General features: G+C 61.1%; 21 protein-coding genes. 12 read left to right on the top strand and 9 right to left on the bottom strand.

Going from position 1 to position 21,180, the window contains the following annotated elements; all coding sequences use genetic code 11:
• Positions 1–10: 10 nt before the first annotated feature.
• Both BBX50_RS04735 and BBX50_RS04730 read right to left on the bottom strand, forming a co-directional pair.
• Positions 11–502, bottom strand: coding sequence for a tripartite tricarboxylate transporter TctB family protein (locus tag BBX50_RS04735; RefSeq protein WP_065774168.1), 492 nt, complete (start codon positions 500–502; stop codon positions 11–13).
• Positions 499–1,443, bottom strand: a complete 945-nt coding sequence (locus BBX50_RS04730; protein ID WP_065774167.1) for a tripartite tricarboxylate transporter substrate binding protein — start codon at positions 1,441–1,443, stop codon at positions 499–501. Before BBX50_RS04730 ends, BBX50_RS04735 begins: the two co-directional genes overlap by 4 nt.
• 578 nt (positions 1,444–2,021) lie before the next feature.
• Here BBX50_RS04730 and BBX50_RS04725 point away from each other — a divergent pair.
• Positions 2,022–2,414, top strand: a complete 393-nt coding sequence (locus BBX50_RS04725; RefSeq protein ID WP_065774264.1) for a DUF1801 domain-containing protein — start codon at positions 2,022–2,024, stop codon at positions 2,412–2,414.
• Between the two features lie 63 nt (positions 2,415–2,477).
• Positions 2,478–2,918 (top strand): DUF1801 domain-containing protein, encoded by a 441-nt coding sequence (locus BBX50_RS04720; RefSeq protein WP_065774166.1) that lies wholly within the window; start codon positions 2,478–2,480, stop codon positions 2,916–2,918.
• Positions 2,919–3,030: 112 nt separating this feature from the next.
• On the opposite strand, the gene BBX50_RS04715 is transcribed toward BBX50_RS04720, so the two are convergent.
• Positions 3,031–4,098, bottom strand: a complete 1,068-nt coding sequence (locus tag BBX50_RS04715) for an ABC transporter substrate-binding protein (RefSeq protein WP_065774165.1) — start codon at positions 4,096–4,098, stop codon at positions 3,031–3,033.
• A gap of 77 nt (positions 4,099–4,175) precedes the next feature.
• Here BBX50_RS04715 and BBX50_RS04710 point away from each other — a divergent pair, with 77 nt between their 5' ends.
• Complete coding sequence (locus BBX50_RS04710; protein WP_065774164.1) at positions 4,176–4,853, top strand: response regulator transcription factor; 678 nt, start codon at positions 4,176–4,178, stop codon at positions 4,851–4,853.
• Complete coding sequence (locus BBX50_RS04705; protein WP_065774163.1) at positions 4,850–6,229, top strand: sensor histidine kinase; 1,380 nt, start codon at positions 4,850–4,852, stop codon at positions 6,227–6,229. Before BBX50_RS04710 ends, BBX50_RS04705 begins: the two co-directional genes overlap by 4 nt.
• Before the next feature lie 119 nt (positions 6,230–6,348).
• On the opposite strand, the gene BBX50_RS30390 is transcribed toward BBX50_RS04705, so the two are convergent.
• The 6 genes from BBX50_RS30390 to BBX50_RS04675 all read right to left on the bottom strand — a co-directional run bounded on the left by BBX50_RS30390 (position 6,349) and on the right by BBX50_RS04675 (position 12,731).
• Positions 6,349–6,639 carry a hypothetical protein gene (locus BBX50_RS30390; RefSeq protein WP_065774162.1) on the bottom strand — a complete coding sequence of 97 codons (291 nt, stop codon included), beginning with the start codon at positions 6,637–6,639 and terminating at the stop codon, positions 6,349–6,351.
• A 45-nt stretch (positions 6,640–6,684) separates the two neighbouring features.
• On the bottom strand, positions 6,685–7,710 hold the full coding sequence (locus BBX50_RS04695) for an ABC transporter permease (RefSeq protein WP_065774161.1): 1,026 nt from the start codon (positions 7,708–7,710) through the stop codon (positions 6,685–6,687).
• 34 nt (positions 7,711–7,744) lie between these two features.
• Positions 7,745–9,286, bottom strand: coding sequence for a sugar ABC transporter ATP-binding protein (locus BBX50_RS04690; protein WP_065774160.1), 1,542 nt, complete (start codon positions 9,284–9,286; stop codon positions 7,745–7,747).
• A 265-nt stretch (positions 9,287–9,551) separates the two neighbouring features.
• Entirely contained in the window at positions 9,552–10,481 is a 930-nt protein-coding gene (locus BBX50_RS04685) for a sugar ABC transporter substrate-binding protein (RefSeq protein ID WP_065774159.1), read from the bottom strand.
• Between the two features lie 231 nt (positions 10,482–10,712).
• Positions 10,713–11,525 carry a TIM barrel protein gene (locus BBX50_RS04680; RefSeq protein ID WP_065774158.1) on the bottom strand — a complete coding sequence of 271 codons (813 nt, stop codon included), beginning with the start codon at positions 11,523–11,525 and terminating at the stop codon, positions 10,713–10,715.
• 174 nt (positions 11,526–11,699) lie between these two features.
• On the bottom strand, positions 11,700–12,731 hold the full coding sequence (locus tag BBX50_RS04675; RefSeq protein ID WP_065774157.1) for a LacI family DNA-binding transcriptional regulator: 1,032 nt from the start codon (positions 12,729–12,731) through the stop codon (positions 11,700–11,702).
• 164 nt (positions 12,732–12,895) lie between these two features.
• On the opposite strand from BBX50_RS04675, the gene BBX50_RS04670 reads away from it, so the two are divergent.
• The 8 genes from BBX50_RS04670 to rfbC all read left to right on the top strand — a co-directional run bounded on the left by BBX50_RS04670 (position 12,896) and on the right by rfbC (position 21,179).
• Complete coding sequence (locus BBX50_RS04670; protein WP_065774156.1) at positions 12,896–13,987, top strand: fatty acid desaturase family protein; 1,092 nt, start codon at positions 12,896–12,898, stop codon at positions 13,985–13,987.
• A gap of 30 nt (positions 13,988–14,017) precedes the next feature.
• A complete protein-coding gene (locus BBX50_RS04665; protein ID WP_065774155.1) occupies positions 14,018–14,335 on the top strand; it encodes a MocE family 2Fe-2S type ferredoxin in 318 nt (105 codons plus the stop codon).
• A 47-nt stretch (positions 14,336–14,382) separates the two neighbouring features.
• Positions 14,383–15,609, top strand: a complete 1,227-nt coding sequence (locus BBX50_RS04660; protein WP_065774154.1) for an FAD-dependent oxidoreductase — start codon at positions 14,383–14,385, stop codon at positions 15,607–15,609.
• A gap of 59 nt (positions 15,610–15,668) precedes the next feature.
• Positions 15,669–16,466 (top strand): 3-methyl-2-oxobutanoate hydroxymethyltransferase, encoded by a 798-nt coding sequence (locus BBX50_RS04655; RefSeq protein ID WP_065774153.1) that lies wholly within the window; start codon positions 15,669–15,671, stop codon positions 16,464–16,466.
• An 81-nt stretch (positions 16,467–16,547) separates the two neighbouring features.
• Positions 16,548–17,360, top strand: coding sequence for a sterol desaturase family protein (locus tag BBX50_RS04650; RefSeq protein WP_244513096.1), 813 nt, complete (start codon positions 16,548–16,550; stop codon positions 17,358–17,360).
• A 155-nt stretch (positions 17,361–17,515) separates the two neighbouring features.
• Positions 17,516–19,450: a glycosyltransferase gene (locus tag BBX50_RS04645; RefSeq protein WP_065774152.1), complete on the top strand. Its 1,935-nt coding sequence runs from the start codon at positions 17,516–17,518 to the stop codon at positions 19,448–19,450.
• A complete protein-coding gene (locus tag BBX50_RS04640) occupies positions 19,447–20,565 on the top strand; it encodes a hypothetical protein (protein WP_065783740.1) in 1,119 nt (372 codons plus the stop codon). The genes BBX50_RS04645 and BBX50_RS04640 overlap by 4 nt, the downstream gene beginning before the upstream one ends.
• 41 nt (positions 20,566–20,606) lie before the next feature.
• Positions 20,607–21,179, top strand: coding sequence for a dTDP-4-dehydrorhamnose 3,5-epimerase (rfbC, locus tag BBX50_RS04635; RefSeq protein ID WP_065774150.1), 573 nt, complete (start codon positions 20,607–20,609; stop codon positions 21,177–21,179).
• Position 21,180 lies beyond the last annotated feature (1 nt).

Below are 21,180 nucleotides of genomic sequence, written 5' to 3'. Positions count from 1 at the left end.
GTCGGCCCTCTTAGAAGAACAGGCGTTCAAGCGGCCCTGCGGGCAGCGACAGTTGCAGGAGCTTAGCGAAAATCACCCAGACGACGAAACAGAGCACGATGCCGAGAGGGAGAGAGAACCAGAGCTTGCGCTTGCCGAAACCGCGCGCGGTCAACGCGAACAGAATGCCGGTCGCGATCGAAAAGCCCGCGACATTGAGCAGAAGCATCTGGGCGGCGAGGCCGGCAACAATCCAGATGACCGGGCCAACCTCCTGGCGCTCGCGCTCGGGAAAATCGCCCCGAAACGCTTCGAAGGCCGTCCAGATTGCAAGGCCGAGAAGACAGCAGGCGATCGCATAGGGGACCGTCGTCGGTCCAACCTGGGAGTAGCCGGCAGCACCGGCCAGGCGCGACACATCCCAGAAAATGAGTCCGGCGATAGCGGCGAGAACCGCCGCGATGAAGAGCGCCGCCCGATCCGGGCGACGCGTTGCAGTTGAAGGGTGATGCCCCTTGGTCATTTCACCAGTCCAATGTCCTTGAGAACACCTTCGGTTGCCGCAACGTCCTTGTCGAGCTGGGCGTTGAAGGCGTCCCCGGCGAGATAGCTGTCCTGCCAGCCCTTGGTCTTCAGCACTTCCTGCCAGCCAGCGGACTTGGCAAGCTTCTCGATGTCGGCCGAGACGGCAGCCTTCTGCTCATCGGACAGGCCAGGAGCAGCTGCGACCATGCGCCAGTTTTCGACGACCACATCGAGACCCGACTCCTTCAGCGTCGGAGCTTCGACGCCTGCAATGCGCTCGGGGCCTGATACGGCGAGCAGGCGAAGCGTGCCGGCCTTGACCTGGGCTTCGAACTCGCCATAGCCCGACACACCGGCCGTGACCTGGCTGCCGAGGATTGCGGCAAGCGCCTCACCGCCACCCGAATAGGCGATGTAGTTGATCTTGGTCGGGTCGACGCCGGCAGCCTTGGCGATCAGGCCAACGGCGATGTGGTCGGTACCGCCGGCCGAGCCGCCTGCCCAGGAAACTGCGCCCGGATCCTTTTTCAGAGCTTCGACGAGGTCAGCCATCGTCTTGATGTCGGACGATGCGGGAACGACGACCGCTTCGTATTCGCCGGTGAGGCGTGCGATCGGGGTTACGTCCTTGAGCGTGACCGGGGACTTGTTGGTGAGGATAGCGCCGACCATGACGTAGCCGCCGACGATCAGGGCGTTTGCATTGCCCTTCTGCTGGCTTGCGAACTGGGCGAGGCCGATGGTGCCGCCAGCGCCCGGAACGTTCTGAACCTGAACGTTGCCGGAGATGCCTTCCTGCTGCATGACGGTCTGAAGCGAGCGAGCCGTCTGATCCCAGCCACCGCCCGGGTTTGCCGGTGCGATGATGGTGTAGTCAGCGGCATAAGCCGGAAGCGACATGGCGCCGGCGAGAATCGTTGCGAGGAAAAAATGTTTCAAGGTCAGTCCTCCGTGAGGCGCGTTTTCACCGCGCACTTTGTTGCTCAGTGCGGACGGGAAGACGGCGACGGGTTCTTTCGACCCTTGTCGCTTGACCGGATTGGTGGCTCCTCCCAGTACGCAACCGGCTGCCCGCCTCCACGGGTGCCAGTGACCCTAAGCCATCATAGAAAGCTGACATTTAGCTGACATCAAGCCCCGAATGCGATTTTCGCGTCGCGATGTTTACGAAATCTTAGCTTCGCACTGTTGCAGCCTGGCATATCGCGTTTCCAGGGAGGCCGAACCGCTGCGTTGCGCTGCCTGGGAACGCAGAGAAGGGCCGAATCGGCACCACGAGATTACTGCCCCGAGGTGGACGTCGGAGATGGCCGGCCTACGTATGATGGAAACGTTCCCCCGGAACGGCGGGCTGTCGCAGCTTCGCGTTCGTCCGAGAGCCTGTTCGAAAGGATTGACCATTGGCAAAGGCAGCAAGCTCGAGAGCCGCCAAGACGTCCACAAACGAGCGGACAAAGCCGACCTCTGATCGACAGCCGGATCAAGGCGGCCAGGATGCCGCGGGCGGTCAGCCCAGGTTGCTTTCCGGAGGCAATCCGCAAATTGCCAAAGGCTATGGCGATGCTCCGGTACAGGCGTATATCGCGGCCATGCCCGGATGGAAGCGTGCGGTTGGTGCCCGTCTGGACGAGATCATTGCGCGCGCCGTTCCCGACGTGCAGAAGGCGGTGAAATGGAATTCGCCGCTCTACGGAATGGGAGACGAACACTGGTTCCTTGGTGTTCATTGTTTTGCGAAATACATCAAGGTTGCGTTTTTCAACGGCGCGGCACTGAACCCTCAGCCACCCGTTGCCTCCAAGATGGCAAAGGCGCGCTACTTCCATATTCACGAAAATGACGAGGTCGACGAAGCCCAGTTCATCGATTGGGTGAAACAGGCCAGCCGCTTGCCTGGCGAGCGCATGTAGGCCGAAAACGCTTGGGCCGGCGTGACCGGTCGGGCGGTCAAGAACTTAGGAGAACGAGAAACGATGGCGAAGGCAACGACGAAGAGCAGTGCGGCGGAAAGCGGAGTTTCACCCTCCGAACAGATCGATGCGAGGATCGCGGAACTCAGCGACTGGCGGGGGAAGATGCTGGCGCGGGTTCGGAAACTCATCAAGGAGGCTGATCCGGATATTGTCGAGGAATGGAAGTGGAGGGGCGTTCCGGTCTGGGAGCACGCCGGCATCATCTGCACCGGCGAGACCTACAAGGCGGTCGTCAAGCTGACCTTTGCCAAGGGGGCTTCATTGGAGGACCCGACGGGTCTCTTCAATTCCAGCCTGGATGGCAACACCCGGCGGGCGATCGATATCCAGGAGGGCGAAGACATCGACGAAGAGGCACTGAAGGCCCTTGTCCTCGCCGCCGTGGAGCTCAACCTCTCGGCACAGGCCGCGCGCTCCGGCCGTTCCAGGAAGAAGGCCTGACAGGTCCGCGAGATCCAGCCGGGATCGGGTGAGTAACCTGCCTTCCGAGTCGCTGTTGGCGGTGTTTGCGGACGTTCGCGGCTCGGCGGCGGGCGGTTCCTCTGGCGCCGTCTCAGTGGAGCCTCAGCACTTCGTTCCACTTGGCGATCAGCCGTGAGCGCTTCACCTGATCGAGATAGACCATCAGGCCGGGGCTGACGGGGACGGGGCGCAACTGGCCGCCGAGCATTTCCTGCATGGTGTTGGCGGTGTTTTCACCGGCAACCTCGGGACTGACGGCGGGGATCTGCAGTTCGCGCGCCATGATCGTCTGCCCCTCCTTCGACATGAAGAATTCGAGATAGCGCCGGCCGAGGTCCGGGGAGGCGGAGGCCTGGGGAACGAGGCCGATCCGCGACATCACCACCGTGTAATCCTTCGGCAGGACGATACCGACTTCCGGATGGCGGGCCGCCCAGTCGGCCGCATAGGAGCCGAGAATGTTGTAGCCGAGCACGAAGCGTCCGTCGGCGACACGCTCGAGGATTGCTTCGCTGGTGGAGTAGAGCTTGACACCGGCCGCACCCATTGCCTGGATCACATCCCAGATATCACCGAACTGCTCCTGGTCACGGGACATGAAAAGGAAGCCGACGCCGGAACGCTCGATATCGTAAGTCCCGATACGACCGAAAATCGCGGCACCCTGGCGCTTGAGATAATCAACGAACTCGGCGCGCGTGGACGGCGGCTTTTCCTTGGTGAAACTCGGCTTGTGATACACAAAGACGGCTGGTTCGAAGGTGAGCGCATAGGCCGTGTTGCGCCAGTTTGCCCAGGCGGGCCAGCGGTCGCTCATCGGCAGGTCGCTGCGCTGGGCGTAGCCGTCGTTGCTGAGCTTGACTTGCAGGTCCATGGCGGACGAAAAGGCAAAGTCCGCCGTCTTCGTCCCGGCGTCGGTCTCCTTGACAATGCGGTCGTAGATCTCGCCGGTCAGCATGTCCTCGTAGCGCACGGCAACATCCGGATTGGCCCTCTGAAAGCCGACGATCATCGGCCTTGCAAGCGGCTCGTCGAGCGACGAATAGACAACCAGCGTGCGGGCATCGGACTTGCCGGAAAGAGCCGGGAATATGATTGGCGCCGCAGATAGCAGCTGGGGACAAAGGGCGAAAAAAAGAAGAGAAATCAAGAACCGCATGAATCCACAATGCCTCAGTGTCTCACCGTTCACAAGCAAGGCGTCGGCGGATAAGGTGGTCTGGGGAGTGACGATAATTGCGCATATTGCTCGTTGAGGACAATCAGGACCTGGCCGAGGGTCTGTCGGCCATTTTGCGTGGCAGCGGCTACGCCGTCGATGTCGTCAGCGACGGCGCGTCGGCGCATGCAGTTGCGGCAACCGAGACCTTCGATCTGGTCATTCTCGACCTCAACCTACCGGAAATGGACGGGCTCGATGTGCTGAGAGCCATGCGTGCGCGGCAGAACCGCGCTGCCGTGCTCATCCTGACGGCGAGGGGCGCGCCTGAGGAGAAGATCAAGGGCCTCGATCTGGGCGCCGACGACTACATGATCAAGCCCTTCGACGTTGGCGAACTCGAAGCGCGCGTGCGGGTATTGCTGCGCCGGCAGGCGGGCCTCAGAGCGTCGACGGTGAGTTACGGTAATGTCTCGCTCGATCTCAACACGCGCAGCTTCTCGTCGGGTGGTGTGCCGATCGAGATCCCTGCGCGTGAACTCGGGCTTCTCGAACTTTTGTTCATGCGTGCGGGCAAGGTGGTCGCCAAGGATGCGATCATGCAGTCGCTCACCGGCTTCGACGACGACTTGAGCCCCAACGCGATCGAGCAATATGTCAGCCGGTTGCGCAAGCGGCTCGCGCCGCATGGGCTGACGGTGCGCACCGCGCGCGGCATCGGCTACTACCTCGACAAGATGGCCGGGCCGGAATGACCGCGGTGGTCTATTCCCTTCGCCGGCGCCTGCTTGGCTGGCTGCTGATCTCGACGGTCGTCATCGGCGTCATTGCGCTGATCGACACCTACCGCGAGGCAGTCACCACCGCCAATGTCGTCTCGGACCGCGTGCTTGCCGGCTCCGCATTGGCGATCGCAGAGCGCGTGGTCGTGGCGGAGGACGGCTCGCTCGAAGTCGACATTCCCTATGTCGCGCTGGAGATGCTGACCTCGGCCGCGCAGGATCGGGTTTTCTATCGCGTCGACGGGCCACCAGGCCAGTTCATCACCGGCTACCAGACGTTGCCATCGCTGGCGGAGGAGCCCGGAGCGTCCACGACCTTTGCCGATTCGACCTTTCGTGGCGAACCGATCCGCATCGCGGCACTCCGCCGTTCCGCCTCAACGGGTATCAATTCGGTGCCTTTCGTCGTCACCGTCGCCGAAACGACGATCGCGCGGCGACAGCTGGCACAGACCATTCTGGTGCGGTCCGCCTTGCGTCTCGGCATGATGATCGCTGGCGCAGCCGTGATCGTCTGGATCGCGGTTACGTTTTCGCTGCGACCGCTCTATCGCCTGGGCGATGCGATCGCCGAGCGCAGTCCTGACGATCTGCATCCGATCGGCGAACGGGTGCCGAACGAGGTCCAGGGGCTGGTCGATACGGTCAATTCCTTCATGGGGCGTCTGCAGTCGGCGCTCGACGCGCTCCGCAACTTCACCGGCAATGCCAGCCATCAGCTGCGCACGCCGCTTGCCATCATTCGCACACAGCTCGCCTTGGCGCAGCGCGCCGGCTCGATTGAGGAAACGAGAGGTGCGGTCAAGAAGGCGGACGAGGCCGTTGCCAATGCCGAGCGCATCCTGGGGCAATTGCTGCTGATGGCGAAAATCGACGCGGCGGGCAAGGACGAGACCCGCTTGCTTGATCGAGTCGATCTCGTTGAGCTCGTGCGGGAGATAACAGCGGAACACGTACCGGCAGCGGGGGAGGCGGGTATCGATCTCGGTTTTGATGGCGAAGGAGAGGCCTTTGTTCGGGCCGAGCCCTTGCTCGTCGGCGAGATGCTCAAGAACCTGATTGCCAATGCCCTGCTTTACGCGGGACGCGGCGCGGAGGTGACGACGCGCGTCCTTTCGCGGGACGGTTCCGTGTCGCTGGAAGTCGAGGATAACGGGCCGGGCATCCGACCGGAGTTGCGGGAGGCTGTGCTTCGGCGTTTCGAGCGTGGCGGCAGTGAAGCGCCGGGTTCAGGGCTCGGACTGCCGATCGTGGAGGAGATTGCCGAGCTTTACGGTGCGACGACCAGTCTCGGCGAAGGCGCGGACGGCAGCGGTCTCAAGGTGACCATCCGCTTTCCACAGGGGTGATCGAGCCACGGTGCCCCATCCGGCGCCCCATGGTGGGGGCCAGATGAAGGATAACCGTCACGCCGGCGATCTTGCCGATACGCCTGACTGGCTCACTCTTTGGGGGAATTCTGCGCTTTTTAGCGGCCGCGCTGGCCGAAGAGGGTAGCTGTTTCGCGGGTCTGTACCCGCAGCATCGCGCTCCAGAGCTGGAATACGAAACGCGGCTGAAACTGGCTCGCAAGCTTGCGCTGCGACAACATGATAAGTCTCCGATAGTTTTGGACGCCTGCCATATAGTGCATCGCCCAGGATTTTGCCAGAGCGCCGGCGTGGGGGCAGCCCTGCGCGCCAAGCATATGTGGAAACGGCTCCCAAAGCGGCAAAATACCTGACGCCGAAAAACAAAATGCCGGGATGATTTTCATCATCCCGGCCAGTTGGCTTCACTGGGAGGAGAGTTATTCTTTTGAGGGTCAAACCTTCTTGCGGTTTTTCTGTCGATAGACGTCGATGACGACGGCGGCGACGATGATCAGACCCTTGACGATTTCCTGGTAGTAGGCGTCGACCCTAAGGAAGGTGAAGCCCGAGGTCATGACGCCAAGGATGATCGTGCCGATGACCGTGCCGGTGATGCGGCCAACGCCACCCGTCAGCGAGGTGCCGCCGATGACAGTCGCGGCGATTGCGTCCAATTCGTACATCACGCCCATGCCAGCCTGGGCTGTCTGAGCGCGGGCGGCGGTGACGACGCCTGCAAGGCCCGCCAGCATGCCGGCGATGGCATAGACTTTGATCAAGTGTGCCTCGACATTGATACCCGAAACACGGGCGGCCTGTACGTTTGCGCCGATCGCATAGGTGAACTTGCCATAACGGGTATAGCGCAGCGCGATGTGGAAGATGATCGCAACAACCAGGAAAACGATGACGGGCCAGATGCCGGTACCAATGAAGTTGAACTGCTCGGTGAGGCCCGAGACAGGCTGACCTTTGGTGTACCACTTGGAGATGCCGCGTGCCGACACCATCATGCCGAGCGTGGCGATGAAGGGCGGGATCTTGGTGCGGGCGATGAGCTGCCCGTTGATGAAGCCTGCAAGCAGACCGATGCCGATGCCAAGCCCGATCGGGACGATGGCGGGCATGTCGGTCAAGGACGGATAGAGCGCGCGGGGCCAGGTGGACGCCTGGGCGACGCTTGCCGAGATCATCGCCGTCATGCCGACGACGGAGCCCGAGGAAAGATCGATGCCGCCGGTTATGATGACCTGGGTTACGCCAACGGCGATGATGCCGATGACCGAAACCTGCAGGATCATGATCGTCAGGCGCTGCGGGTTCATCAGGAAGCTCTGGCCGACGAAAATCCAGCCGAGCACCTCATAGACCAGCGCGATGCCAATCAGCACGAGAAAGATGTTGAATTCCGGGGGCAGGCGGCGCTTTGCGCCGGCAAGCGATGTGCTCGCGCCCTGTGCGGCGACATTGGTATCCATTTTCATTCCTCCCTTTCGTCGGGTCGCTTCCCGCTCAGCTCGCGGCGAGTTCCATGACCTTGATCTGGGTTGCTTCCGCCCTGTCGAGGAAGCCGGTGACGCGGCCCTCGTGCATGACCATGATGCGATCGCTCATGCCGAGCACTTCAGGCATTTCCGAAGAGATCATGACGACCGCGACGCCGTTGCGGGCGAGTTCGGTCACGAGGCGGTGGATTTCCGCCTTGGCGCCGACATCGATGCCGCGCGTCGGCTCGTCGAGGATCAGGATGCGCGGATTGGTGAGCAGCCAGCGGCCGATCAGCACCTTTTGCTGGTTGCCGCCGGACAGGTTCTCGATGCGCTCCTGCAGGTTCGGCGTCTTGACGCGCAGCTTGCGGCTCATCTCTTCGCAAGCCGCGGTGATCTGCTTCTCGGTGACGAAGCCGCCTTTGACGAACCGATCCTGAAGTACGGCGATCTGCATGTTCTCGAGGATGTCGAGGATCAGGAGACAGCCTGTGTCCTTGCGGTCTTCGGTGAGGAACGCCATGCGGTTCTTGATCGCTGTGTTCGGACTGTCGATCGAAAGGGTCTTTCCGTCGATCGAAATCGTGCCGGAGCTTGCTGGTGTCACGCCGAAGAGCGTTTCGGCAACGTTCGAGCGGCCCGAACCGACGAGGCCCGCAAGCCCAAGGATTTCTCCAGCGCGCACATCGAAGGAGACATCGCGGAAAACGCCGTCGAGTGTCAGGTTCTTCACCGAAAGGACGACGTCGCCGATCGGAACTTCCTCCTTCGGGAACATCTGGGTGATCTCGCGGCCGACCATCATGCGGATGATGTCGTCGCGGGTGACGTCGCTCGATGCATGCGTGCCGATGAACTTGCCGTCGCGGAACACCGAGAACTCGTCGGCGATCTCGAACAGCTCGTTCATCTTGTGGGTGATGTAGACGATGCCGATACCCTGTTCACGCAGATCGCGAATGATCTCGAAGAGGTGTGCGACTTCGCGCTCGGTCAATGCCGAGGTGGGCTCGTCCATGATCAAGACGTCGGATTCGTAGGAGACGGCCTTGGCGATTTCGACCATCTGTCGGTTGGCGACCGAAAGGTGGCGCACTTCGATTTCCGGATCGATCTTGATCTTCAGGCGATCAAAAAGCCGCGCAGTAATGCGGTTCATTTCGCCGTGATCGACGAAGCCGAAGCGGTTCTTCGGTTCGCGACGGATCCAGATGTTTTCTGCGACCGTCATGAAGGGCATCAGGTTCAGTTCCTGATGGATCATGGCGATGCCGTTTTCAAGCGCGTCGAGCGGCGACTTCAGGCGGATATCGACGCCCTTCAGCCTCACGTCGCCCTTGTCGGGCGTGTAGATGCCGGCAAGAATCTTCATCAGCGTCGACTTGCCGGCGCCGTTTTCACCCATCAGCGCATGGACCGTGCCGCGCTTCAGCTTGAACTCGACATCGTCGAGAGCGACGACGCCGGGGAATTCTTTGCGGATTCCTTCCGCAGAAAGAAGATATTCGGCTTTAGGCACCGCGCCGCTGGCGCGCACGGCTGCCATCGTTGTCGGACTGAGCGTCATGTTTCTTGCCTCCCCCGTTTCCGGCTGTCGCGGAAAGTCCTCGTCGCTGGCGGGTCACCAGCCTATCGTGTCGCAGGTCGCATCCCGCTAGAGCGCCGGCGTTCATATGAACGTAGCAAGGACGCTCTAGTATTTTGATTCTAGAGCATCTTTCCGCCTCCAGTGCTTCCACTTGAGAGCGGGATGCTCTAGAGGGTGCAGACATCAGCTGCGGGACTTGTCTTGAACGAGAGCGCGGGATTTCCCGCGCTCTCGTTGCAGGCGATCAGTTCTTCGCCTGATACTTGTCGAGGGTTTCCTTGGTCACGAGTTCGAAGGGAATGTAGACCTTCTTGTCGACCGCCTCACCCTTGGCGAGCTTCAGGGCGGCATCGACCGAGCCCTTGCCCTGGCCGGCTGCGTTCTGGAACACCGTCACGTCGAGGTCGCCGGCCGCCATTGCAGCAAGCGCGTCCTGGGTGGCGTCGATACCCCCCACAACAACGCTATCCATCGAGCGACCAGCAGCCTTCAAGGCCTGGATGGCGCCGATTGCCATTTCGTCGTTGTTGGCAATGACGGCATCGAACTCAATGCCTGCGGAGAGCCAGTTGGTCAGGAGGTCTGAACCCTGGGTACGCGACCAGTTGGCGGTCTGCTCTTCGACGATCTCGATACCCTTGCACTGGTCGGTCGCAAGCACATCGTGGATGTCCTTCGTGCGCATACGGGCAGCCTGGTTGGACAGTTCACCCATCATGACGACAGCCTTGCCCTTGCCGCCGAGCATCTTGCAGATCTCCTGGGTCTGCAGCGTGCCCGACTCCTGCTCGTTGGACGCGACGAAGGCCTGCTTTTCCGGCAGCGTATCGACATTGACCGGCTCGCGGTTGACGTAAACGAGCGCAATGCCGGCATCGGCTGCGATCTTCGACATGGCCGCCGTCGCATCGGTATCAACCGGGTTGACGATGATGGCGGTGACGCCTGCGGCGATGAAGTTCTGGATCTGGCTCTGCTGCTTCGAGACGTCGTTCTGCGCGTCTTCGATCTGCAGTTCCACGCCGTTGAGGGTTTTTGCGTAGTCGGACATGCCGTTGCGCAAGACCGTCAGGAAGTTGTCATCGAAAAGGGCCATGGATACGCCAATGGTCTCGGCATGCGCAGCCGTCGACATCATTACGGCCAGCGCTGTGCCCAGCACGAATTTCTTCATTGTCTTTCTCCTCCACAATGGTGCCCGGCGACACCTTCTCCTGCCGGTGCGCAATCCTCTCCGGATTGCGTTCGCTCACATCGAAAGCGGCACTCCCGCCACGCCCCCGACCAAAACGGAATAAACGAACCAGTAAATTGCAAGTACGGAATATGTATTCCATTTTATGGGGGCGCCGTCAAGTCCTGTTGCGGCGCCCCGCGTCGCTTTCCCGCGCTTGTCGGGCGACTGTCAGATATGGGACTGGATATAATCCACACTCTGCTTCACGGCGGCGGCCGGATCGGCCAGGTCGTGGACTTCGACGGCGAAAGGTTCGAAGGAAAGCGGGCCGCTGTAGCCATCCAGCCGAAGGCGCCTGATCTGCCCGACATTGTCGAGAAGGTCGTGTTGGTCGACGAGCACGCGGTGCGAGTCGCGCAGGTCCGAAACGGAAACGCGCCCGTCGGTGACGCCCGAAATATGGACGAGGCCGGTCATGGCCGGAAATGTTGCTGGCTCGCCTGCGAGGTGGTGATGGAATGTGTCGTGCACCAGGCGGAAGGTCGCTTCGCCGTCCACTGCCTTGATGGCATCAACCGCCTCGCTCTTCGAGCGCAGCGAGCAAATCTCGAAACCGAGTGGCTCAACGAGGCCGATGATATCGGCAGCATCGAGCATGGGCTTGAGCGCAGACAGAGCCGCACGCAGATTTGCCTGGCGTTCGCCGTCCTCCTGGCCGCTGCCATCGTTTACGGGAACCAGAACCAGGGCCTTGGCGCCACAGTCGCGCGCGTATGTGACGAGTTCTTCGGCCTCCACCCTTCGAGCCTCGTTCCATTCGTTGAAGCGCTGCAGGGCATTGATCGAGATGATCGTGATGCCGTGGTCTTCCGCGAGCGCTGCGACATCCTTGGCGGGCGTCCCGTCGAGGATCGCATTACCCGTGAGGTCGTTGCGAATTTCGACGGAGGACATGCCGAGCGATTTGGCGAGCTCGAAAAAGGCGGCCAGCGGCAGGCCGGGCGTTGTCATATGGTTGAGGGCGAAGGGCAGGGCGGTCACGGGAACATCTCCTCCAGTGGGATTGGGTGCTCGTCCAAAAATAGAACGTCCGTTCCATTTATAGGGACTTGAGCAAATCGCCAACGGCTGGAGGGTCGCCAAGGGGCTTAATGCCCAAACGGCTTGCATCTCTGCAAGATGGGCCTAATGCTCTGATAGAATTCCATCAGAGAACTAGATGTTTTCGGGCGTGAAGAGATCAAAAGGCAGGAAGGTTTGCCCCGGCGCGCCGGTCGGGCCCTTGCTGATCGCCTGGATCATCAGATTGATCGTCTCGCGAGCGAGCATCGCCGTCGGCGTCGCCACGGCAAGGGTCACGACGTTGTCCGCCAGGGCGGCACGCGATTCCGGCGTCAACTCGTTGACGACGCCGATAAGTTTGCCCTCGAGCTTTTCCTCGCGGATGGCCGAGATTGCGCCTTCCATGCCGCCCCCGCAGACATAAAAGCCGATCAGGTCGGGGTGACGCTGCAAAAGGTTGAGCGTGGCCTCGTGGGTGATCTCGGCCGTGTCGAGATTGACCATCGTATCGAGCACTTCGAAATCAGGCGCATGTTCGCGAAAATAGGAGCGGAAGCCGATTTCACGCAGTTCGTGGCCGAGGAAACGGTGGCTGCCGACGAAGGCGGCGACCTTGCCCGGCCGCTTGGCCGCCTTGGCGATCATCCATGCGGCCGTGCGTCCGACCTTGTGGTTGTTGAGGCCGACATAACCTTCGCGCACGCCCGCCGCAAAATCCGAAAGCAAGGAGAAGACGGGAATGCCGCGGGCCTTGAGGTCTTCGATCGCCGTCGTCACCGCCGGAAAGTCGGGCGCAACCAGTGCGATCGCTTGATTGCGGGCTGCGGCCGCCTGCAGTTTCTCGGTAATCGCACTCGGCGTCGAACTGGAAACGAAATCGATCTGGGCGAAGACGCGGGCGTTCGAGAGCGAGAGGGCGGCGTTGTCGATCTCCTTTGCAACGGCCTGGTAAAAGGATTGCTCCGGCTTCTGCAGGACGAAGCCAAGTCGGTATTGCGGCAAGTCTTCGAAGACACGCTGCCGAATGAGGCCGACGGCGTGATAGCCGATCGCCTTGGCGGCCTCGTAAACACGGCGCGCGGTCTCCTCGCGCACGGGATGGCGCCCGTTCAGCACACGATCGACGGTCGCGACGCTGACGCCGGCGGCCTGCGCGAGATCGGCGATGGTCGGTCGGTTGCTCATGGCTCCTCCTGATAGGTTTGCATCAGAGTTGAGATGCAAGGTATGACATCATTTGATAGATTATATCATTGCTGCATTGAGCCATTGCAAAAGTCAACCTATCGTCATGGCACGACATGAGACGCCGCCGGCCAGGTCTGGTCGGATCGCAGGGAGGAGTGCAAATGACGATGGTACCGACGAAGCGGGACTACAGTCTGCTAGGCCGCGATGCGCAGGCAGCCGTTGCCAACGGGCTGTCGGCCGCAGAATGGTATCACACAGACATTCCGCGCAAGCAGATGAAGGAACTGATGAAGCGAGAGGACGGTCCCGCCATCCGCGACACCGCGATCTGGCTTGGCTGTCTCATTCTTTTCGGTGCACTCGGCATCTGTTTCTGGGGCAGCTGGTGGGCGGTTCCGTTCTTCCTTGCCTATGGCGTGCTTTACGGGTCGGCATCCGACAGCCGCTGGCACGAATGTGGCCACGGCACGGCGTTCAAGACGATGTGGATGAACGACGCCGTCTACCAGATCGCCTGCTTCATGATCATGCGCAATCCCGTTACCTGGCGCTGGAGCCACACCCGCCACCACACGGACACCGTGATCGTCGGCCGGGATCCTGAGATCGCCGTCATGCGGCCTCCGGATTTGTTGCGCCTGGTCCTGAACTTCTTCGGCGTCCTCGACGTCTGGCACGCGATCGTCGATATGATCCGCAACACGCTCGGCATCATCAGCGCTGAGGAAGCGACGTTCATTCCTGAGATGGAGCAGCCAAAGGCCATCCTCGTCGCCCGGATCTGGTTCGCCATCTATGTGACGACGATCGCAGCTTGCTTCTATTTCGGTTCGATCCTGCCGCTGATGCTGATCGGTCTGCCGCGGCTCTACGGCGCCTGGCACCACGTACTGACGGGCCTGCTTCAGCATGGCGGTCTTGCTGACAACGTCACCGACCATCGGCTGAACAGCCGCACCGTCTACATGAACCCGGTCAGCCGCTTCGTCTACTGGAACATGAACTATCACGTGGAGCATCACATGTTCCCGATGGTGCCTTATCACGCGCTGCCGAAGCTGCACGCCATGATCAAGCACGACCTGCCGGAGCCGAACCCGTCGATGCTGCATGGCTATCGCGAGATGATCCCGGCCTTCCTGCGGCAACTGCGCAACGAGGATTATTTCCTGAAGCGTGAGCTACCGCCGACGGCGAAGCCTTACCGCGAAGAATTCCACGGCGACGCGGTCGTGCAGGCCGCCGAATAATTCAACGATCTCAGCAAATGGGAGGAAACTATGAGCGGAACCTGGATCGAAGTCTGCGCGACGGATGAAATCGATGAGGAAGATGTCATCCGCTTCGACCACGAAGGGCGCACCTTTGCGGTCTATCGCAGCCCGGACGACGAATATTTCGCAACCGACGGGCTCTGCACGCACGAACACATCCATCTGGCCGACGGCCTCGTGATGGATGACATCATCGAATGTCCGAAGCACAACGGTCGCTTCAACTACAAGACCGGCCAGGCCAAGGGCGCCCCGGTCTGCGTCAATCTGAAGACCTATCCGGTGAAGGTCGAGGCGGGAAGCGTGTTTATCGCGCTCGCCTGACAGCGGCTTCAGTGTGTTTGGGCGCCGATGCGCGCCGGGAGGTTGAGATGGGATGCATCGTCATTGTCGGCGCCGGCGAATGCGGCGCGAGGGCCGCCTTTGGCCTTAGGGAAAAGGGCTACGATGGCAAGATCACGTTGATCGGCGCCGAGCCGCACCCTCCCTATGAGAGGCCACCTCTGTCCAAGGATGGCATCAAGCAAGAGGCGCCGCCGAAATATATCGCCGATATCGAGCGATATGCGGCGGCAGGTATTGACCTCCTCACGGACGCTCCGGTGAGGGCGATAAAGCGCAGCGCCAGGCGCGTCGAACTGGTCGACGGCAGCAGCATTCCTTATAATCGGTTGCTGCTCACGACGGGCGCGCGTGCGCGTGCGCTCCCGGGGACTGAACACCTGTCTTCCCGTGTCCGCACGCTCAGAACACATGCGGACGCCGCGGCGATCCGCTGCGAACTTGTGCCCGGACGAAAGCTTGCCGTCATCGGTGGCGGGTTCATCGGCCTCGAACTTGCGGCCACGGCACGCGGTCTTGGTGCCGAGGTTGTGCTCATCGAGGGGTTGGGCCGCATCCTGTCGCGTGGTGTGCCCGAGGACATCGCGGTCGTCGTGGCCGACAGGCATCAGGCCGAGGGGGTTGAGCTGCGCTGCGACGCGAAGATCGAGCGCATCGATGCGGACGACGGTCGCGCGCGCGTCGTTCTTGCCGGTGGTGAGACAATCGAGGCCGATCTCGTTGTCGTTGGCATTGGTGCGGTCCCGAACACGGAACTCGCCGCCGCCGCAGGCCTTTCGATCGAGAATGGTATCGCCGTCGATGCAACGCTCAGAACGAGCGATCCCGATATTTATGCCGCCGGCGATTGTTGCTCCTATCCGCTCTGCCACTATGGCGGTCGCCGCGTGCGCCTTGAGGCGTGGCGTAATGCTCAGGACCAGGGAACGCTTGTTGCCGGCAATCTGCTCGGTGCCAATGAAGCAATCACCAGTGTGCCGTGGTTCTGGTCCGATCAGTATGATCTGACGCTGCAGATCGCGGGGCTCGCTGACGGCGCTGCGACCACCGTGCGACGCAATCTCGGCGGCGGGGCGTTCATCCTTTTCCATCTCGACGATACCGGCCGATTGCTCGCTGCCTCCGGCATCGGACCGGGCAATGCTGTCGCACGCGATATTCGCCTTGCCGAAATGTTGATTGCGGCCGGCAAACGACCGGATCATCAGGCGCTAGCCTCCCCAGAAACCAAGCTCAAGGCGCTGCTGGCCGCCTAAGCGCGCCTGCCGAGCCTCGTGCACCCTGTTTCCTTCCACGACCTTCGGAGTTCTCTCTCATGAAAAGCCGCCGCCCAACCGTTGCCGACCTCCTGTCAATGAAGGGCAAGCGTCAGCTCACGATGCTGCGGGTCGAGACGCTCGACGAGGCCGAAGCGGCCGAGGCGGCAGGCGTCGATCTCGTTTCCGTGCCGCCGGCACTGCTCGGCCCGGAATTTCGCGAGGTGGCCCCCACCTGTTTCGCCTTTCCGGGCTTGGAATACGGCGACTATGTCTCGGCAGAGGAGTGTATGCGCGCGGCCTTCAAGGCGTTGAAGGCCGGTGGCGATGCGGTCTATTGTGCGGCCGGTCTCTCAACGGTGAGGCGCATGCGGGAGGAGGGCATACCCGTCTGCGGCCATGTCGGCCTCATTCCTTCAAAGGCCACCTGGACCGGCGGCTTCCGCGCCGTCGGCAAGACGGCTCAAAGCGCGCTCGAGATCTGGCGGCAGGTGAAGGCTCTCGAGGAGGCTGGCGCGTTTGCCGCCGAAATCGAGGTGGTTCCCGGCGAGGTCGCTTCGGCAATCAGTGCCCGAACCTCGATGCTGATGCTGTCGATGGGGGCGGGTTCGGGCTGTGACGCGCAATATCTCTTCGCTGACGATGTGCTTGGCAGCAATCGCGGTCATGTGCCGCGCCACGCCAAGACCTATCGCAATTTCGCCGCCGAGCACGATCGGCTCCAGCGCGAACGCATTGCGGCGTTTTCGGAGTTCGCCGCGGATGTGCGGTCCGGTTTGTACCCGGAAGACCGGCATCTGGTTGGAATCGATGAAGCGGAGCTCGGCGTGTTTCTGGCCGAACTGGAACGCGCCTAGAGCCGAGTGACTTGCGTCGGAGAGGTTGGTTGATATAGTCCACGCGCCAATTCAACTTCTCTTTCCGCGACGGATCACGATTTGAGCGCCCTCATCCAGGATAGCCTCACCTTTGTTGCCTTGCTTGCCGCGGTCTATGCGGCGACGGTGTTGCTGTATTTCATCTTGGGCTATGGCATCACCTGGCTCAACGATCGCAACCCCGAGCGCCGCATCCAGAAGGGGCGGCGCGGCGAGAAGCGCAAGGCAATCGAGATCCGCCAAAGCATGGCTTCGATCCTCGTCACCTGCATCTCCGTGGCGATCGGCCTCTTTGCGCAGCATCAGGGCTGGACCCTGTTCTCGCCATGGGACTTCAGCTGGTGGACGGCCGTTCCACTCTTCGTGCTGTGCATGGTGCTCTTCGACGCCTGGTTCTATTTCGCCCACCGGCTGCTGCACACGAAGTTTTTCTACAAGTACCACCTGCTCCACCACCGCAGCGTTGCGCCGACGGTCTGGAGCAACGATTCGATCGGCCTGGTGGATACCGCCATGTGCCAGGGCTACTACGCCGTCGTCACCTTCTTCGTGCCGTTTCCGCCGATCATCCTTCTGGCGCACCGGCTGTTCGACCAGATCAACGGCACCTTCGGCCACGCCGGCTTCGAGTACTTCGCCTCGCGCACCGCACGCTATCCGTCGCCGCTCCTGTGCACGACCTATCACGACCAGCACCACGCGGAATTCAAATACAACTACGCGAACTATTTCTCGTTCTGGGACCGCGTGATGGGGACGGTCGCGCCGAATTATGATCGGCGGGTGGAGGCGTTTGAGGGGGAGGCGAAGGGGCTCAAATTGCGGAAAGCTTCCGGCGCGGCGGGGGTGGCTGAAGGTTCGATGGTCGACTGAGCCGCCGCTTTTTTTCAATGGGCTGTTTTCTGGGGCGGCCTTGCCACTTGGCCCCGCCCGCTGATTGATTGCGTTGTTCCCAATCGATTTTTCTGCGATGTGAACGGCGCGATTGTGAAATAAATCCGCGCCACGCGGTTGATGGATGGGAGCCGATGGTCGAGCCATCGCAGGATGAATTCAGCGTTGCGATGAAGCACGACGCCGGGCACTACGCCGACCGCCCGATCACGCTTTTGGTACGCGACCCCGACCATCGCCTGGGGCGGCGGCCGCGGCTTGCGTTGAGGCGTTATGACAGAACACCCGATACCGTGTTCCGCTCCTTCCTCATCGACCGGCGAGGCCGCGGGCGTTTCTACGGTTGGACGCCGGTTCAACTGCAAGCGATGACACTGCTGGTCGATGACGCAACCGCAAACGGCTCGGCAAGGATCGAGCCGCAGATTACGATGCGACGCATGTCGCTGATCGAGGTCGCTATCCTCATCGCTTTCCGCCGAACTCTCGCGTTCTTACAGATTATCAAGCTGCTCCTCGCAGGAAACAGGAAGGGAGCCGAGTTTCGTTTCGTTCGCCAATGCGACGCGCTTTCTGCCCCCGACTATCACGAGTGGATCGAGGCTCAGGCGTTGGCTGAGAAGAACGTGAACTGCGACGATCCGCAAGCCTGGCCGCGAAAGCCACGCATTCTCGTTTCGATAGAGGACGGTGACGCGGCTGGCGTTGCCGAAACGAGAGCATCGTTAGCAGCGCAGACTTGGAGCGAATTTCGCGAGATGACAGCAGCGGATGTGGCGCAAATGCTGAAGCGCGGCGAGACAGCCGATGATCATCTGTGGATGCGACTGCCGGCGGGGATGCGCGTCGCTACGAACGCTCTGGAACGGCTGGTTCGGCCTTTTGCCATGTCAGCCAATGTCGCGGTTGTCTATTGTGATGAGGACCACATCGACGGCCGCGGCAAGCGCTCGGCCCCCTTTTTCAAGCCGGCTTGGAATGAGCCGCTGGTTCGCTCCGGTTGGCTTTCCGTGGAAGGCGCGCTTTTTCGCCTGACCGACATTCCTGAAAGTGTTGCCCTGGCAAACGCATCGGCCGCCGAGATGGCACTTGCCGTCGCGAAAGCTCTGACCGGGCAGATACTACATCTGCCCGAGATCCTCCTTCACCGGGGTCCTTCGTGCCGCCGGCGTGACTGTCGCGCAGAGACGAACTGGCCGAAGCGGGAGCACCCGGCAGTCAGCATCGTCATACCGACACGCGACCGGGCCGACCTGCTTGAAGCCTGTCTCAGGGGGCTCTTCGAAAATACGGCGCCAGCCGACCTTGATGTCATCGTCATTGACAATGAAAGCGTCGAGCCGGCCACGCTGGCACTGTTTGTTCGTTACGAGCAGTCCGGCTTTATCCGCCGGATACCTCTGCGGGGAGGGTTCAATTTTTCTCGCGCCTGCAACATCGGTGTCGGTGCCGCTCGCCACGATCTCATCCTCTTGCTAAACAATGACGTGGAACCGATTGATTGCCACTGGCTAGAGTACTTGGCAGGTGAGCTCGATGACCCGACGGTTGGAGCTGTCGGCAACCTGCTGCTGTTTCCAGATGGCACCGCTCAGCACGGCGGGGTCATGCTTGGCGCCGGCACAGTCGCCCGGCACAGCTTTCACTTCCTTGACCCAAAGGGGCGGGGCGACAGGGGACTTCTCAACGAACGCCGGGACATGTCGGCGGTCACCGCGGCCTGTCTGCTGACGCGCAAAGAGCTCTGGTGCCGCCTTGGGGGCATGGACGAAGAAAAGCTGACGGTCGCCTTCAATGACGTGGACTATTGCCTGAAAGTTCGGGAAGCGGGTTTCCGGATTGTCTGGACACCGGCGGCGGCGATGTTGCATAGAGAGAGCGTTTCGCGCGGCGCCGACGATACACCTGAGAAGCTTCAGCGTTTCGCGCGGGAGGAACGAGCCATGCATGAGCGCTGGAGCGACACCTTGAAAGCCGATCCATACTACAATCCGAACCTGTCGCTCATTGCCGAAGAATTCGTTCTGGAAGCCTATCCGAGAAATCTGTCGCCGAGGTCGAGCGTTTGAGCAGCGTGCGCGAACGGCTGGCCCGCTGGATTGAACAGCGGCTGCCTAAACCACGGCTGCGGGATGGTGCTAGCGGTCGGCCGCGGCGGCCGGTGAAGCGGATCATCGTTTTCGGCCGCATCCCGAACCCGACCTTCGACTACTACCTCGCTGCGCGCCTTGAGGCACCCGACATGCCGCCGTATGAGGTCGCGGATATCCGCAGTCGCGAGACGCCGACCCTCGATCCCGACGGAGCCTTCGTCATCATTTGCCGCTACGCGTCTCCCTCCGTCTTACGCTGGATTGAGAGCAATATGCAGCGCCTCTCCGGCGTGGGATTGTTCGTCGACGACGACATCCCGGCCGTCGTGACGGGGAAGGACGCCGATTTTCTCTATCGGCTGTTCCTCTGGTACCGCGCTCTTTGGCCGCTTCGCCGACTGAACCGGCAGTTGGATATCGTATGGGCCTCCACGCAGCATCTTGCGTCTCGGTTGGCGGAGGCGAAAGCGCTGGTCTTACCGCCGGCCCCACCGAAGGCACTCTGGTCGAATGTCCGCGAAGATGCCGCGGCCTATGATCGGACCAAGGGCGAGGTCTTGATCGCCTACCACGCAACGGGTGTGCATCTGGAGGAGCATCGATTTCTCCGGCCGATTATCGCGGAGGTTCTGCGCGAACGCCCGCAGGCTCGGTTTGAGGTGTTCGCCGATCGACGTGCAAGTGCGATCTGGCAGGGTCTCAATCGCGTGCAAATTCGCGAGCCGATGCCGTGGATTGAGTACTTGGCTGACGCAAACGATCGGACCATTGATATTATGCTAGTGCCGTTGGCGCCGTCGCATGTGAATGACAGTCGAGCACCGACAAAGCGCATCGATGTAGCGCGCTACAAAGCGGCTGGGGTTTATTCGGAAGGATTGGCATATGGCTTCGCAGATGAACACGGTGAACTGCGATTGCCCTATTGCGCTGACCTTTGGTATCGCGTGATTGCACAGCTTGTTGATGATCTTTATACGCGCGGTAAAGTTGCGTTAGTGTCGCGGAATGCGGTCTTGCATATGACGGCGGCAGCGGATACGGGTCTTCAGGTCCTTAGCCAGGGTAAGGCAAGGCTCCTGCCGCCCTAGTTTCGGCCCAATGGGTCGCATGATGCATTCAGGATACAGAAATGGGTTCTAAAGTTGTGTTGCTTAGTTCCAAGCGATTTGGCGACGACCGAGGATGGTTTACCGAGGTTTATAACGAGGAGATTTTCGTCGCGCATGGCATTGCCGACCACTTCGTTCAAGATAATCACTCGCTTTCCATTCCAATCGGAACGTTGAGAGGCCTGCACTTCCAGACCCCACCTTTCGGGCAAGCCAAGCTCGTTCGGTGCATACGCGGCCGGATTTTCGATGTGGCTGTCGACATACGTCAAGCTTCCCCGACCTATGGGCAATGGGTCGGCGCTGAGCTTTCGTCTGAGAACGGTAAGCAACTTTTTGTTCCTGTGGGTTTTGCGCACGGTTTCGTCACGCTCGAATCCTCAACGGAAGTAACTTACAAGGTGTCCAGTCGTTACTCCCCGGAAAATGATGCTGGCATCCTCTGGAGTGACCCACAGATCGGGATCGAATGGCCTCTGCCGCGCGGACTTGAGCCAGTATTAAGCCCAAAAGATGAGCGTCAGCCGGCGCTGCGTGATTTCGACAGCCCCTTCGTTTACGACGGTATTCCGCTCGAACTAGTCGAAGTCTAAG

The organism is Ensifer sp. LC11, assembly GCF_001695835.1.
Classification (GTDB): domain Bacteria; phylum Pseudomonadota; class Alphaproteobacteria; order Rhizobiales; family Rhizobiaceae; genus Ensifer.
Note: the sequence above shows the minus strand (reverse complement) of the source record. Positions and strands in the feature narration are given on the sequence as shown.